This is a genomic window from Pantoea sp. S18, assembly GCF_045689705.1.
Lineage (GTDB): Bacteria > Pseudomonadota > Gammaproteobacteria > Enterobacterales > Enterobacteriaceae > Pantoea > Pantoea symbiotica.
In genome coordinates this window covers 3,437,971-3,451,760 of record NZ_CP142688.1, presented here as the reverse complement: position 1 = coordinate 3,451,760, position 13,790 = coordinate 3,437,971, and the positions used below count along the sequence as shown (strand labels likewise).

Annotated in this window: 14 protein-coding genes; 11 read left to right on the top strand and 3 right to left on the bottom strand. The window is 58.3% G+C overall.

The genetic code is table 11. The features are described from left to right. Positions 1–115 precede the first annotated feature (115 nt). The 7 genes from VIJ98_RS16100 (at position 116) to VIJ98_RS16070 (ending at position 5,336) form a co-directional block, all read left to right on the top strand. Positions 116–967 carry a MurR/RpiR family transcriptional regulator gene (locus VIJ98_RS16100; RefSeq protein ID WP_258143855.1) on the top strand — a complete coding sequence of 284 codons (852 nt, stop codon included), beginning with the start codon at positions 116–118 and terminating at the stop codon, positions 965–967. Between the two features lie 262 nt (positions 968–1,229). Then, a complete protein-coding gene (locus VIJ98_RS16095) occupies positions 1,230–2,066 on the top strand; it encodes a transporter substrate-binding domain-containing protein (protein WP_154155356.1) in 837 nt (278 codons plus the stop codon). Between the two features lie 2 nt (positions 2,067–2,068). After that, the gene (locus tag VIJ98_RS16090) at positions 2,069–2,701 is read left to right on the top strand and encodes a DUF1989 domain-containing protein (RefSeq protein ID WP_008108219.1); all 633 of its coding nucleotides are present in this window, start codon (positions 2,069–2,071) and stop codon (positions 2,699–2,701) included. Further along, positions 2,685–3,332 carry an urea carboxylase-associated family protein gene (locus tag VIJ98_RS16085; RefSeq protein ID WP_323274974.1) on the top strand — a complete coding sequence of 216 codons (648 nt, stop codon included), beginning with the start codon at positions 2,685–2,687 and terminating at the stop codon, positions 3,330–3,332. Before VIJ98_RS16090 ends, VIJ98_RS16085 begins: the two co-directional genes overlap by 17 nt. Before the next feature lie 3 nt (positions 3,333–3,335). Beyond that, positions 3,336–3,986 carry an amino acid ABC transporter permease gene (locus tag VIJ98_RS16080; protein WP_008108217.1) on the top strand — a complete coding sequence of 217 codons (651 nt, stop codon included), beginning with the start codon at positions 3,336–3,338 and terminating at the stop codon, positions 3,984–3,986. After that, positions 3,986–4,651 (top strand): amino acid ABC transporter permease, encoded by a 666-nt coding sequence (locus VIJ98_RS16075; RefSeq protein WP_154181833.1) that lies wholly within the window; start codon positions 3,986–3,988, stop codon positions 4,649–4,651. Before VIJ98_RS16080 ends, VIJ98_RS16075 begins: the two co-directional genes overlap by 1 nt. A gap of 13 nt (positions 4,652–4,664) precedes the next feature. Next, positions 4,665–5,336, top strand: coding sequence for a DUF1989 domain-containing protein (locus tag VIJ98_RS16070; RefSeq protein WP_061719875.1), 672 nt, complete (start codon positions 4,665–4,667; stop codon positions 5,334–5,336). A gap of 48 nt (positions 5,337–5,384) precedes the next feature. Here the strand turns inward: VIJ98_RS16070 and VIJ98_RS16065 are convergent, their stop codons facing one another. Next, positions 5,385–6,011, bottom strand: a complete 627-nt coding sequence (locus tag VIJ98_RS16065; RefSeq protein WP_323274970.1) for a serine protease — start codon at positions 6,009–6,011, stop codon at positions 5,385–5,387. 362 nt (positions 6,012–6,373) lie between these two features. Between VIJ98_RS16065 and VIJ98_RS16060 the strand changes: the two genes are divergently transcribed. Next, positions 6,374–7,537, top strand: coding sequence for an MFS transporter (locus tag VIJ98_RS16060; protein WP_061719877.1), 1,164 nt, complete (start codon positions 6,374–6,376; stop codon positions 7,535–7,537). Here the strand turns inward: VIJ98_RS16060 and VIJ98_RS16055 are convergent. Beyond that, complete coding sequence (locus VIJ98_RS16055) at positions 7,534–8,454, bottom strand: LysR family transcriptional regulator (RefSeq protein ID WP_154192400.1); 921 nt, start codon at positions 8,452–8,454, stop codon at positions 7,534–7,536. The genes VIJ98_RS16060 and VIJ98_RS16055 overlap by 4 nt on opposite strands. 110 nt (positions 8,455–8,564) lie before the next feature. Here VIJ98_RS16055 and lysA point away from each other — a divergent pair, with 110 nt between their 5' ends. Both lysA and VIJ98_RS16045 read left to right on the top strand, forming a co-directional pair. Next, the gene (gene lysA, locus VIJ98_RS16050; protein WP_154155361.1) at positions 8,565–9,818 is read left to right on the top strand and encodes a diaminopimelate decarboxylase; all 1,254 of its coding nucleotides are present in this window, start codon (positions 8,565–8,567) and stop codon (positions 9,816–9,818) included. Continuing rightward, a complete protein-coding gene (locus VIJ98_RS16045) occupies positions 9,818–10,267 on the top strand; it encodes a GNAT family N-acetyltransferase (RefSeq protein ID WP_154155363.1) in 450 nt (149 codons plus the stop codon). Before lysA ends, VIJ98_RS16045 begins: the two co-directional genes overlap by 1 nt. Before the next feature lie 43 nt (positions 10,268–10,310). On the opposite strand, the gene galR is transcribed toward VIJ98_RS16045, so the two are convergent. After that, a complete protein-coding gene (galR, locus tag VIJ98_RS16040) occupies positions 10,311–11,312 on the bottom strand; it encodes an HTH-type transcriptional regulator GalR (protein WP_036649453.1) in 1,002 nt (333 codons plus the stop codon). Between the two features lie 197 nt (positions 11,313–11,509). On the opposite strand from galR, the gene VIJ98_RS16035 reads away from it, so the two are divergent. Continuing rightward, positions 11,510–13,771 (top strand): molybdopterin-dependent oxidoreductase, encoded by a 2,262-nt coding sequence (locus VIJ98_RS16035; protein ID WP_323274967.1) that lies wholly within the window; start codon positions 11,510–11,512, stop codon positions 13,769–13,771. The last annotated feature ends 19 nt before the right edge of the window (positions 13,772–13,790 follow it).

Here is a 13,790-nt window from a genome sequence, read left to right as displayed (position 1 = left end):
GTAGGGTCGCCATTCATGGCGACCTTTTTTTATTCCCGCCTTCCAAAACAAAATTCCTGATGACAACCCGGCACGCTCTGTGCAGGATGGTTTTTTTCATTTTCAGGGAATCACCATGAGTGCAAAAGCGGCAACGTTAGAGGGCCGGATTCGTCAGCACTGGGATCAACTCTCCAGCCACGAGCAGCGACTTGCCGATGTGCTACTCGCCGCACCGGGCCAGCTAGCCATGAACACCGCCACCGAACTGGCGCACAGCGCGGGCGTCTCCAAAGCCACCACCACGCGCTTCTTCCGCCATCTCGGCTACGAAAGTTATGAAGCCGCACGTCGCCAGGCACGTGAAATGCAAAGCAGCGGATCACCGCTCTACCTGCAACCAGCACCCAGCGCGTCGCCGCTGGCCAGCATCATGCAGCAACATCTGGAAAAAGAGATCGCCAATCTGGTCAACAGCTATCGCACGCTGGACAGCGAACAGTTGCAGCAGGCGGTCACCGCCATCAGCCAGGCGCGACGCGTGGTGGTGATGGGCTGGCGCCACAGCCAAACCATCGCGCATCTGATCTATCGCGACCTGATCCATATTCACTCCGACGTGCGTCTGCTGCCGCGTCCCGGCGATTCGTTGGCGGAACATATGGCGGCTCTGACCGCTGAAGATGTGGTGATCTGCGTCGGTTTGCGTCGGCGTATGCCCGCGCTGGAAGCGGCAATGAACGCACTGGCCGAGCGCAACGTGCCAATGCTATATATCGCCGATGTGCTCTCCGGCAAACCGGCGCGCCATGCGCAGTGGGTAATCCGTTGTCACACTGATAGCAGCCTGATTTTTGACAGCACCGCCGCGCTCTCTGGCGTGTGCAATCTGCTCTGTTCACTGGTGGCCCGACAAATGGGTAAAGCCAGCAACGATCATCTCGCGCAAATCGAAGCGCTGCACCAAACCCTCGACGAACTCGAATAATGCGCCGTGCTGGCGCATGGTGCGCCAGAAAAATCACCAAAACGGTGCAATTCTGTCCACTCTCCGCCAATCCACCCATCCCCATTTTGCGTCATGTGAAATCATAGAAATTAAAAATAAAAAATAAGAAACAAATGTTTCCAGTTGATTTTATTAGCTAAAGAATGAGTTGTTGTGGGTTTCCCTGCGTAGTGGTGAAAAAACTGGCACAAAATATGCTCAGTAGAAAAAGACATTTCACCAACACCAGGGAAACACCATAATGAAAAAAACAGCACTGCTGATTGCCGCTCTTCTCTCCGTAGGCACCTTAGCGCAGGCGCAAGCCGACACGCTGGCCGACATCAAAAGCAGCGGCAAAATCACCGTCGGTATCGATCCAACCTTTCCTCCATATGAATACACCGATGACAAAGGTGAGATCACCGGTTACAGCGTGGCGATCATGCAATCCTTCGCCAAAGATCTCGGTGTGAAACTGGAGTTTCAGAAAACCGCCTTCAGCGGCATTCTGCCGGGCCTGATTTCGGGCTCCTTCAATGCCGAAGGTTCATCCCTTAACGTCACGGCGGAACGCGCGAAGAAAGTGCTGTTCACCGTGCCGTACAGCAAAACCGTTAATGGCGTGCTGGTGCGTGAAGCCGAGGCGAAAACCTTCAACGGCAAAACCCTGAGTCCGGAAAGCTTATCGGGTCTGCGCGGCGCGGTGAAAACCGCCAGCGTGCCAGAGCAACTGCTGAAGGGCTTCAACGAGCAGTTGAAGAAAGAGGGTAAAAAACCGATCACCATCATCAACGTCGATTCACTGGATCAAACCGTCAGCACCTTGATGACCAAACGTGCCGACTTCGTTTATGACGACATCTCGGTACTCGCGCCGGTGGCAAAAAAATATGCCGGTAAAGTGGCGCAGGTCGGCGAAGTCGGCCCGTCGCAGTGGATGGGTTGGGCGACACGTAAAGAAGATGGCAGCCTGAATAAAGCCATTAGCGACCACATCCTGGCGATGCAGAAAGATGGCGAACTGACCAAACTGCAGCAGCAGTATCTCGGCACCACCTTTACCGTGCCCGCCAGCGACTTCATCCCGCAGGAGTAATTATGTGCCAGTCCAACCTGACAGTGCCTGCCGGCTTTGGCAAAACCTTCCGCGTGCGCAAGGGCCAGTTTATTACCGTGATTGATAGTGAAGGGCAGCAGGCGGCCGATTTCGTCGCGGTGAATGCCGATGACCTGAATGAGAAGCTGTCGCCGGTGCATACGCGTCAACAACTGCGCTCGCTGTTCTTCAAGCCGGGCGACGCGCTGTGGTCGAGTGAAAATCGTCCGATGCTGCGCATTCTTGCTGACAGCATTGGCATCCACGACGCCAACGTGCCCGCCTGCGATCGCACCCGTTTCAGCATCGATTTCGGTGTTGAAGGGCATCGCAACTGCGTGGATAACCTGCTGGAAGGGATGAAGGAATTTGGCGTCACCTACTTCTCGCTGCCAGAGCCGTTCAACCTGTTCCAGAACGGTCCGGTCACCGCCGATGGCCGCATGGAAGTGACCGATCCCAACAGCAAAGCGGGCGACAGCATCACCTTTGAAGCGCTGTGCGATCTCATCTGCTCGGTCTCATCCTGCCCGCAGGACATCATTCCCGGTAACGGCCTGCAGGTGACGCCCATCGACATCGTGGTAAGCGACCATTTTCACGCTCAGGAGATGAATCATGCTGTTAATGCGTGAAAGTTATGAAGAAACCGCTGTGCGCACGCTGGCTGAACCGGTGCAGGTTGCACCGGGCAGCATCGGTTCGATTCGCGTGCTGCGCGGCCAGTTACTGCGCATCACCGCACAGGTCGACGGCGCGGTGGCTTCGCTGTTTGGCTTTAGCCTGGCCGATCCCGCCGTGTGGCTGTCGGTGCATCACACGCGGGTGTTCAGCAACAGCTACCTGCTCGGTTCCGGCATGCGCCTGGTGAATAACCGTCGCCGTCCGATGATGGTGCTGGGCAAAGACAGCGTGAAGCGTCACGACCTGCTGCTGCCGGCCTCCACCACGGCGTTTCTCCGTGAGCGCGGTTATCAAGGCGAAGGTTGCCTCGATGCGCTGCGTGGCGAGCTGGCGCGTCTTGGCATGGTGGTGCCGAAGCTGCCGGATCCCATCAACCTGTTTATGCACGTCAAGCTGACGCGGGAAGGCGATATTCTGCCGGAAACCAACCTGACCAAAGCCGGCGACAGCATTACCTGTCGCGTGGTGATGGACACGCAGTTCATCGTCTCCGCCTGCAACACCGGCATTGAGGGCAACGATCGTCCCGCGCCGCTGCTGCTGTCGGTGGCGGAAAACCTGCACGACTTTAACGCGGAGTAACGCATGGGGCTGGATCAACAGGTAGTGGCCGCGCTGCCGGAACTCGGACACGGCCTGCTGATGACGCTGGTGCTCACCGTGCTGGCGTCGTTGGTCAGCGTAGTGATGGGGCAGCTCGGCTGCTTCCTGCAGCTGCGTCGTGCCTGGATCTGGCGCGCCATCGGGCGTTTCTATGTCAGCGTGATGCGCGGAACGCCGGCGATTGTGCAGCTGTTTGTGGTGTTTTTCACCTTGCCGCGGCTGGGATTGGGCGGTCAGCCAATGCTGGCCGCGGTGATTGCCATTGGCCTCAACAGCGGCGCTTACGTGGCGGAAATCCTACGCGTCAATCGCAGCCTGGTGACGCGCGGACAGCTTGAAGCGTCGCGCACCTTGGGCCTGAGCCGCTTGCTGACGTGGTGGTACGTTATCAATCCACAAGTGATGCGCGCCAGTCTGCCGATGTTGGTGAATGAGTTCACCATTCTGCTGAAAACCACGCCGCTGGCCTCGGTGGTGGCGCTCACCGAACTGACCTACGCCGGACAGATCGTCATCGCCCGCACCTACGAAGCCACGCAGGTGTTGCTGCTGGTGGCGGCCGGTTATCTGCTGATCGCCATGCCGTTGATTGCGGCGGCGCGTCGTCTGGAAGCGAAACGGAGGTTGGCGTAATGGATTGGCAGGCAATTATCACCTCTTTGCCGTCGCTCGGTGACGGCTTGCTCGCCACCTTGCAGCTCTGTCTGGTGGCAGCGCTCTGCTCGCTGCTGTGGGGCGCGCTGTTGGCCGTACTGCTGATGCGTGCCTCGCCGTTCTGGCTGCGTTTGCTCAATCTTTACAGCGGGTTAACTCTCGCGCTGCCGCTGTTGGTGGTGATCTATCTGCTCTATTTTGTGCTGCCGGAATATGACATCACGCTGTCGTCGCCGGTGGTGGGCGTGCTGGCGTTAACGCTCTACTACGCGCCTTACATTGCGCAGGTGATCCGCTCGGCGATTGATGCGCTGCCAAAAGGTCAATGGGAAGCGTGTCGCGTGCTGGGCCTTAGCCGCAGTGAACAACTGCGCGACGTGGTGTTGCCGCAAACGCTGCCGCAGATGCTGTCGCCGCTGGTCGGGCTGATGATCGGTTTGATTAAAGACTCTGCGCTGCTGTCGATTGTCTCGGTGCAGGAGTTTATGTACGCCGCCAAACAGGCGATTTCGGATACTTACGCGCCGCTGGAGATCTATCTCACGGTGGCGCTCTGTTACTGGCTGCTCAACAGCGTCATCGACTGGCTGGCGCGCGGCCTTGAATCTCGCATGACGCGCTATCGTCGTGCCATGCAGCATTAATCAGGAGAACAACATGTCGGCTGAATTTCAGCATCGTGAAGCGATGACCATTCCCGCGCGCTACGGCAAAGCGGTGCGTCTGCAGAAAGGTGAAGCGGTGCAGGTGATTAACCTGCACGGCACGCAGGTGGTGGATTGCTGGGCGTACAACGCCGAAGACGTGAGTGAATATATGTGTATGGAGGCGACGCGCGTGTGGAATCAGCGTCTCAATCCCAAAGTGGGCGACAGCTTTATCACCAGCCAGCGCCATCCGATTTTGACGCTGGTGGCAGATACCTCGCCAGGCGTGCACGACACCTTTATGGCGGCCTGCGACGCGCGTCGTTATGAGCTGCTCGGCTGCACCGAACCGCATCGCAACTGCCATGACAATCTGTTTGAAGGCATGAGCGAGTTAGGCGTGACGCTGCCGCACGGCAATCTGGCCTCGTTTAATATCTTTATGAATATTCAGGTGCAGCCGGATGGCATCACGCTGAAGACGCTGCCGGTGGTGACGAAGCCGGGCGACTATATTGTGCTGCGCGCCGAGATGGATTGTTTTGTGGCATTTTCCGCCTGTCCGCAGGATATCGTCAGCATTCAGGGGCAGGGCGATAACACCCCACGCGATGCCGAGCTGCGTATTTTGACCAGCGGATTCCCGCAGGTGCAGCTGAAGGGCGCGTGGGTTCCGGCTTGATTCCGTAGGGTCGCCATTCATGGCGACCTTGCTAAACATCGCACAATCCTACGACTTCACCACCCCATCCAGCCACGCCTGAAAGCACGCATACGGCACATACAGCGCCACATTCTTAAACAGCGTCTTGCCGCTTTTATTGTCATCGATCTGGCTGCTGTAACCAACAATCACGCCCGCCAGCGTATCATCGCTGGCGTTATACACCGCGCCGCCGGACATGCCTTTCACCACGCCGGCATTGGCCGCCACCACCACACAGCTGGCCTTGTTCCAGTCATTCGCCAGCGTGGTGTTGATCAGATTCTTGCCGCTCGACGCCACCGGCATCGCGGAAATAAAGCTGTAGCCATACAGATTCACTTCATCGCCAATATGGCTATTGCGAAACGGCGGTGGCAGATTGGCTTCGCTGTTTTTGTGGTACACCACGGCGATATCGCATTCGGGATGCCAGGCTTTCACCCGATAGAGCGAATACTTCGCCACGTGGGCCGCCGTCAGGCTGTATTCAGGCGTGAGAGGAATGGTGGTGCCAAGCGCACCAATGCCCAGCACCGTTGGAATGCCGGTGACGGTCATATCGACGCGTTTTGCTGCTTCTTTGCTGTATTCGTAATGCCCAACAGAGCAGCCACTCAGGCAGCCAACCGTTAGCGCGATGAGCCATCGCATACGCTTTCCCCTCGATTTTTGACACCACATAACCGGGCAATCCATTGAGGTATCGGCAGTGCACGTCCATCCTTTACTGTTTGATTTAGCGTCAAAAGCTGACTCACTGTGATAACGATCACATCCTTTTCAAGCGTAGCGCGGAAACATCAATCTGTCTCAATGGTTAGTCAGTGACATTTTTCCGTTCAGGGATTATTGCTGCGGGCGCAAATAAGCCTTGCGGCGCGCGGGGTGGTTGGTATGAGAGGGCTATGCTTTAATAACAGTGTGACGCAGTTCAAATTTTAATAAGCGTCTGTTGTAACCGTACTGCGCTCGCAGTGCGGCCCGCCTGCAAAAAATTATTGGGAGAGTGTGTTATGCCTGTTGCATTACTGGCGCTGGCGCTGAGTGCGTTCGCCATCGGCACCACGGAATTCGTCATTATGGGATTGCTGCCCGAGGTGGCGGGCGATCTGCAAGTGACGATTCCTTCTGCGGGATGGCTGATCAGCGGTTACGCGCTGGGCGTCGCCATTGGCGCGCCGATCATGGCGTTGCTGACCGCTAAACTGCCGCGTAAACGTACTCTGATTCTGCTGATGATCATCTTCATCATCGGCAACGTGCTCTGTGCATTGGCCTACACCTACAACCTGCTGATGCTGGCGCGTGTGGTGACGGCGCTGTGTCACGGTGCGTTCTTCGGCATCGGCGCGGTGGTAGCGGCGAGTCTGGTAGCTCCGGGTAAACAAGCTTCTGCTGTGGCGCTGATGTTCACCGGCCTGACGCTGGCGAACGTGCTCGGCGTGCCGCTCGGCACCTGGTTTGGTCAGATGTTTGGCTGGCGCGCCACCTTCTGGGGCGTGGCGATCATCGGCATCTTTGCCTTTATCGCGCTGATTGTGAGCCTGCCGACCAACAAAGAAGAGAAGCCGGTGCATCTGGCGAGTGAAATCAGCGCGCTGGCCAACGGCAAACTGTGGCTATCGCTGCTGATGACGGTGTTCTTTGCGGCGGCGATGTTTGCGCTGTTCAGCTACATTGCGCCGCTGCTGCTGCAGGTGACCGGAATCTCAGATCGCGGTGTCAGCTGGACGCTGTTCCTGATTGGCGCGGGTCTGACCGTCGGCAACATCCTCGGCGGCAAGCTGGCCGACTGGAAAGTGTCGTTCAGCCTGATTCTCAGCTTTGTGCTGATTGCGCTGTTCTCGCTGCTGTTCAGCTGGACCAGCCATGCGCTGTGGCTGGCGGAAATCACGCTGTTCCTGTGGGCGATGGCGACCTTCGCCACCGTGCCGGGCTTGCAGATTAACGTGGTGCGCCACGGCAAAGATGCGCCAAATCTGGTTTCGACGCTGAATATCTCCGCCTTCAACGTCGGCAATGCGCTCGGCGCTTGGGTCGGCGGCGCGGTGATCGAAAAAGGTTATGGCCTGACGTCGGTGCCGGTTGCAGCTGCTGCACTCGCGGCAGTTGGCCTGGTGATCTGCTTGATCACTTTCCGCAAATCGGGCGGGCAGGGCGAAGCAGTCAACGCTTAAGCCAGCCGTTCGGCAATACGTTGTGGAAACGCGGCCACTTGCTGTTGCAGGTGGTCGCAGAAGTGATCGACCAGCGCCGAAGCCGGTCGATGCTGCGGCCGCACCAGACTGACGGTGAAGGGCACGGCAATGCTGAAACGACGCATCACCACACCGCTGTCGGCGTAATCCAGCGCCGTCAGCGGATTCACAATCGAAATCCCCACGCCTGCACGCACCATCGCGCACACCGACGCCGCGCTGTGCGTCTCCAGCACCAAACGACGCTCTACATTCTGCTCATGAAACAGCGAATCCAGCAGCTGACGATAGCTATCGCTGCGCGACAGGCTGACGTAGTTTTCACCGTGGAAATCCTGCGGCGTCAACACCTCGCGCTGACACAGCGGATGCTGTGGCGGCAGCACGCACACTTCATCACAGGTCAGCAGCGGCACACGTTCGGTGCCCGCTGGCGGGTGTTGGGTTTCGGTCAGGCCGAGATCGTAACGCTGTGCCGACAGCCACTCTTCCAGCAGCGGCGACTCCTGCGGAATAATATTCAGGCTGACCTGCGGATAGCGCTGAAGAAAGGGCTGCAGCAGCGGCGGCAACAGCGACTGCGAAAACACCGGCAAACAGGCGATCGACAATTCGCCCTGACGAAACTGACGCAATCCCTCGGCGGCATCCATGATGCGGTCCAGTCCGTACCACGAGCGCTGCACCTCTTCGTACAGCCGCAAGCCTTGCACCGTCGGCTGCAGGCGACCGCGCACCCGTTCGAACAGTTGCAGGCCAAGCTGCTGCTCCAGGCGCGCCAGTTCGCGGCTTACCGTCGGCTGCGAAGTGTGCAGCAGCGTTGCCGCCTGCGTCAGGTTGCCGCTGGTCATCACCGCGTGAAAAATTTCGATATGTCGCCAGTTAATTTTTGCCATCGTCTCCTCCGCTCAATCCATATCATATTTGTATAGATGTCGCTAAAACAGATATTTTTCTGAATTGATGCGCTGTGGCTAAATAGCCTCAATGACACAGGAGAATTGATATGCCACGCCCACTTAACAACAGCGAAACCGCGTTAACTGCCGCCAACTTACTGCCGCTGGCGCAGCGTTATTCTGGCCCATTCTGGGCGTACGATGCGGCGATTATTCAGCAGCGCATTGCACAACTCGGTGCCTTCGACGTGGTGCGTTTTGCGCAGAAAGCCTGCTCCAATATTCACATTCTGCGTCTGATGCGCGCGGCGGGCGTCAAAGTCGATTCGGTGTCGCTGGGTGAAATCGAGCGTGCTATTGCCGCCGGTTATCAGCCGGGCGGCGAAGATATCGTTTTCACCGCCGATGTGTTCGATCAGCCAACGCTGACGCGCATCGCCGAGCTGAAAGTGCCGGTCAATGCTGGTTCGGTGGATATGCTGCATCAGCTGGGCGAACTGTCGCCGGGCCACGCAGTGTGGCTGCGCATCAATCCTGGTTTTGGTCACGGTCACAGCCAGAAAACTAACACCGGCGGTGAGAACAGCAAACACGGCATCTGGCACAGCGATCTGCCGCTGGCGCTGGCGGCGATTCAGCAGCACGGCCTGCGTCTGGTCGGCTTGCATATGCACATCGGTTCCGGTGTGGATTACGGCCATCTGCAGCAGGTGTGTGACGCGATGGTCGATCAGGTGGTGGCGTTTGGTCAGGATTTGGAAGCGATTTCTGCCGGCGGCGGTCTGTCGATTCCTTATCGTTTTGGCGAAGAAGCCATTGATACCCAGCACTATTACGGCTTGTGGAACGGTGCGCGCGAGCGTATCGCCGCGCATCTCGGTCATCCAGTGAAACTGGAAATCGAGCCAGGTCGCTTCCTGGTGGCCGAATCGGGCGTGCTGGTGTCGCAGGTGCGTGCAGTGAAAGAGATGGGCAGCCGTCACTTTGTGCTGGTCGATGCCGGTTTTAGCGATTTGATGCGTCCGTCGATGTACGGCAGCTATCACCACATTTCTCTGCTGCCGGTCGATGGCCGCGCGCTAGGCGACGCCACTGTCGAGAGCGTGGTGGCTGGTCCGCTGTGTGAATCGGGCGACGTGTTCACGCAGTTGGAAGGCGGCAAAGTGGAAACCCGCGCGCTGCCTGCGGCGCAGGTCGGTGATTATCTGGTGTTCCACGATACCGGCGCGTACGGCGCATCGATGTCGTCGAACTACAACAGCCGCCCGCTGATTCCGGAAGTGCTGTTCGAGAATGGCGCGCCGCGTGAAATTCGTCGTGCGCAGACCATTCAGGAGCTGCTGGCGCTGGAGCTGATCTGATGAAGATCGTCGCGCTCAGCGAAGTGCCGCATCACGCCTCGCAGATCACCGATTGGCTGTGGCAGGCATTTGGCGACGGTACGTCGCGTGAGTTTTACGACAGCATTGTGCGCAGCAGCCTCAACGGCGCCGATTTCCCGGTGACCTTTGTGGCGCTTGATGGCGATATACCGCTTGGCACGGTGGGATTCTGGCGCTGCGATTTGATCAGCCGTCAGGATCTGACGCCCTGGGTGGCGGCGCTGTTTGTCGAGGAGTCCGCGCGCGGCAAGGGATTGAGCGAAGCGCTGCAGCAGCATGTGATTGATTTCGCACAGCAGCGCGGTCATGACAAGCTGTGGTTATGGTCAACGTTTGGCGGTTATTACGAGCGTTTTGGCTGGCAGTATCAGTGTGACGCGCTGGAGTTCCCGGATGTGCGGGTGAAGGTGTATTCGCGGGATTTGTAACTAGGTCGGCATGAATGCCGACCCTACGAAAGACGGTTAGGACTTAACCCGGTCCACTCACCGAATGCCGTCTAACCAGCGTCGGGCTAAACATATTGGTCACTTCCGGCATCTCGCTGCCATTGGCGAGCGCCAGCGCCAGTTGCGCCGCCTGCTGCGCCATGGTGACAATTGGGTAACGCACCGTCGTTAAACGCGGGCGCACATAGCGCGACACCAGCACATCATCGAAGCCAATCAGCGACATCTCTTCCGGCACGCGAATGCCGTTATCACTCAGCACCGCCAGCGCGCCGGCGGCCATCGAATCGTTGTAGCAGGCCACCGCCGTGAACTGCTTGCCGCGTCCCATCAGCTCGGTCATCGCCTGTTCGCCGCCCACTTCGTCCGGTTCGCCCCACGCCACCAAACGGTCGTTACACGGCAAACCGTGCTCTTTCAGCGCGTCGTAATAGCCTTGCAGGCGATCTTCGGCATCGGAAATGGTGTGAGTGGAGCAGATAAAGGCGATTTGCGTATGGCCTTGCTGAATCAGATGACGCGTTGCCAGCCACGCGCCGTAGCGGTCATCCAGCGCGATGCAGCGATGTTCAAAACCTTTCAGCAGACGATTCAGCAGCACCATGCCCGGCACCTGCTTCATCAGCATCTCTAAATCGTCATCGGGGATTTTCTTGGCGTGCACCACTAAGGCGGCGCAGCGATGGCGCATCAGTTGCTCAATCGCCTGACGCTCTTTTTGCTCATTGTGGTAACCGTTACCAATCAGCAAAAAGTTGCCGGTCTGGCCCGCAACTTCATCCACCGCTTTGACCATCGCGCCAAAAAACGGGTCGGAAACATCGCCCACCACTAAACCCAGGGTTTCGGTGGATTGCTGCGCCAGGGCGCGTGCATTGGCGTTCGGGTGATACTGCAACTGCTCCATTGCCGCCGTGACGGCGAGGCGAGAACTCTCGCTGGCTTTGGGCGAATTATTGATGACGCGGGAGACGGTCGCAACCGACACCCCAGCCATACGGGCAACATCCTTAATGGTAGCCATGCGATTATCGACATCCGGGAAAACGTTTACACATGCCACCAGTGTTACGGAAAACCCACCCTGTAGCAACCCGGCAGAATGCCAGCGCTGTCGCAAAAGCACGGAAAATCAGGCGCTCACAGCCGTGCTTTAGCTCAATTACAGCCTCATGTTATGCTGCCAGACATAATTACACCTGCCTGCCGGACCCAAAAACCATGAAAACTCGCGTGCCACACCTGGCGCACTGGGGCGCATTCACTGCCGTCACTGAAAACGATCGCCTGATTGGCTGTGAACCCTTCTTCGCCGATGCCGATCCATCGCCGATGCTCAACACCATTCCTGAACTGGTCTATTCAGATAAGCGTATTCGCCAGCCGATGGTGCGCCGTTCATGGTTGAAGTCGCGCGAGAACAGCGATCGCACCTTACGTGGTCGGGAAGATTTCGTGGCGGTGGATTGGGATACCGCACTGGATTTGGTGGCGGAAGAGAATCGCCGCGTGCGCGATCGCTACGGCGCATCGGGCATTTTCAACGGCTCATACGGCTGGTCATCCGCCGGGCGCGTCAACCACGCGCGCACGCTGATTCGCCGCTTCTATTTTCAGGGCGGCGGCGGTGTCGATCAGCAAGGTAATTACAGCTGGGGCGCGGCGCAGTTCTTCCTGCCATACGTGATTGGCACCTACATGCCGCTGACCGGTCGTGTGACCGATTGGCCGGAAGTGGTGCAGCACGCCGACATCTTTATCGCCTTCGGCGGCCTGGCGCTGAAAAACGGCCAGGTGGCGTCCGGCGGCGCGGGACAGCACAGCCTGAAACCGGCGCTGGAGCAGCTTAGCGCTAAAGGCACGCCAATCATCAACATTAGCCCGATGCGCGATGACTGTCCGGCGTTCGTCAATGCCGAGTGGATTCCGATTCGCCCAAACACCGACGTGGCGCTGATGCTGGCGCTGGGTTTTGAAATCACACAGCGTAACGCGCTGGATGAAAGCTTCCTTGCCAGCCACTGCACCGGCTGGCCGCAGCTGCGCGGCTATCTGCTGGGTGAAAGCGATGGCATTGCTAAAACGCCTGAGTGGGCCAGCCGTATTACCGGCATTCCGGCGGCGCGCATTGCGTTGCTGGCGCAGCAGCTGATGGGCAAACGCAGCTTTATTACCTGCTCCTATTCGGTTCAGCGCGCCCATCGCGGCGAGCAGCCGTACTGGATGATGATTGCGCTGTCGTCGATGCTCGGTCAGCCGGGCTTGCCGGGCGGCGGTTTCTCCTTTGGTCACGGCTCGATGAACAGCGTCGGCAATCCGCGTCAGGACGGTCCGGCACCGATGATGAGCACCGGCCCGAATCCGGGCAATTTGTCGATTCCGGTGGCGCGCATCAGCGACATGCTGCTCAATCCCGGCCAGCCGTACGCATTCCAGGGCGAAACTCAGCACTATCCCGATATCCACTTAGTGCACTGGGCGGGCGGCAATCCGTTCCATCACCATCAGCAGCTCAATCGCCTGGTGGAAGGCTGGCAGCGCCCGGATACGGTGATTGTGCAGGACATCGTCTGGACGCCGGCGGCGCAGATGGCTGATATCGTGCTGCCCGCCACCACCACGCTGGAGCGCAACGACATCGGCGGATCGTCACGCGATCGCTTCGTGCTGGCGATGCATCAGGCGATTAAGCCGCAGCATCAGGCGCGTAACGATTTCGATATCTTTGCCGATATCGCCGATCGTCTGGGCTATCGTGATGTGTTCACCGAAGGGCGCAATGAGATGCAGTGGATTGAGCATCTGTATCAGCAGTGCGCAGTAGCGCATGCGCGCCGTGATATTCCCTTCCCGGAGTTCGGTGAGTTCTGGGAGCGCGGTTTTGTCGAAATCCCTGAAGGCGGCAAGCCGTTTGTGTTTATGGATGATTTCCGTGCCAACCCAGAAAGTCATCCAATTCAAACCGCCAGCGGAAAAATTGAGCTGTTCTGCCAGACTATCGCCGATTATCAGCTGGATGATTTCGCCGGGCATCCGGAGTGGCGCGAGCCGCAGGAGTGGCTGGGCGCGCCGCTCAGCGCCGAGTTCCCGCTGCATATGATCTCCATTCAGCCGTCAGATCGGCTGCACAGCCAGATGGATGCCACCGCCACGGTGCAAGGCAACAAAACCGCCGGACATGAGACGCTGTATATGCATCCGCAGGATGCGGCAACGCGTGACATTCAGGATGGCGATGAGATTGAGGTGAGCAACGCGCGTGGTCGCATGCTGGCGGGCGTACGCCTGACCGACGGTTTAACGCCGGGCGTGGTGATCATCGCCACCGGCGCCTGGTTTGATCCCGGATTTGGTCGCGCCTGGCAGCCGTGGGATCGCGCCGGCAACCCGAATGTATTGACGTTAGACATCGGCACCTCGTCGTTAACCCAGGGCCCTAACGCCATGAGTTGCCTGGTGGAAATCAAAAAACATCTGATGTGAATGGGCAACGAATAATCTC

What these genes read in the sequence shown, in the direction of transcription:
- VIJ98_RS16100 (WP_258143855.1), top strand. Translation starts at nt 116, where the DNA reads ATGAGTGCAAAAGCGGCAACGTTAGAGGGCCGGATTCGTCAGCACTGG.
- VIJ98_RS16095 (WP_154155356.1), top strand. Translation starts at nt 1,230, where the DNA reads ATGAAAAAAACAGCACTGCTGATTGCCGCTCTTCTCTCCGTAGGCACC.
- VIJ98_RS16090 (WP_008108219.1), top strand. Translation starts at nt 2,069, where the DNA reads ATGTGCCAGTCCAACCTGACAGTGCCTGCCGGCTTTGGCAAAACCTTC.
- VIJ98_RS16085 (WP_323274974.1), top strand. Translation starts at nt 2,685, where the DNA reads ATGCTGTTAATGCGTGAAAGTTATGAAGAAACCGCTGTGCGCACGCTG.
- VIJ98_RS16080 (WP_008108217.1), top strand. Translation starts at nt 3,336, where the DNA reads ATGGGGCTGGATCAACAGGTAGTGGCCGCGCTGCCGGAACTCGGACAC.
- VIJ98_RS16075 (WP_154181833.1), top strand. Translation starts at nt 3,986, where the DNA reads ATGGATTGGCAGGCAATTATCACCTCTTTGCCGTCGCTCGGTGACGGC.
- VIJ98_RS16070 (WP_061719875.1), top strand. Translation starts at nt 4,665, where the DNA reads ATGTCGGCTGAATTTCAGCATCGTGAAGCGATGACCATTCCCGCGCGC.
- VIJ98_RS16065 (WP_323274970.1), bottom strand. Translation starts at nt 6,011, where the DNA reads ATGCGATGGCTCATCGCGCTAACGGTTGGCTGCCTGAGTGGCTGCTCT.
- VIJ98_RS16060 (WP_061719877.1), top strand. Translation starts at nt 6,374, where the DNA reads ATGCCTGTTGCATTACTGGCGCTGGCGCTGAGTGCGTTCGCCATCGGC.
- VIJ98_RS16055 (WP_154192400.1), bottom strand. Translation starts at nt 8,454, where the DNA reads ATGGCAAAAATTAACTGGCGACATATCGAAATTTTTCACGCGGTGATG.
- lysA (WP_154155361.1), top strand. Translation starts at nt 8,565, where the DNA reads ATGCCACGCCCACTTAACAACAGCGAAACCGCGTTAACTGCCGCCAAC.
- VIJ98_RS16045 (WP_154155363.1), top strand. Translation starts at nt 9,818, where the DNA reads ATGAAGATCGTCGCGCTCAGCGAAGTGCCGCATCACGCCTCGCAGATC.
- galR (WP_036649453.1), bottom strand. Translation starts at nt 11,312, where the DNA reads ATGGCTACCATTAAGGATGTTGCCCGTATGGCTGGGGTGTCGGTTGCG.
- VIJ98_RS16035 (WP_323274967.1), top strand. Translation starts at nt 11,510, where the DNA reads ATGAAAACTCGCGTGCCACACCTGGCGCACTGGGGCGCATTCACTGCC.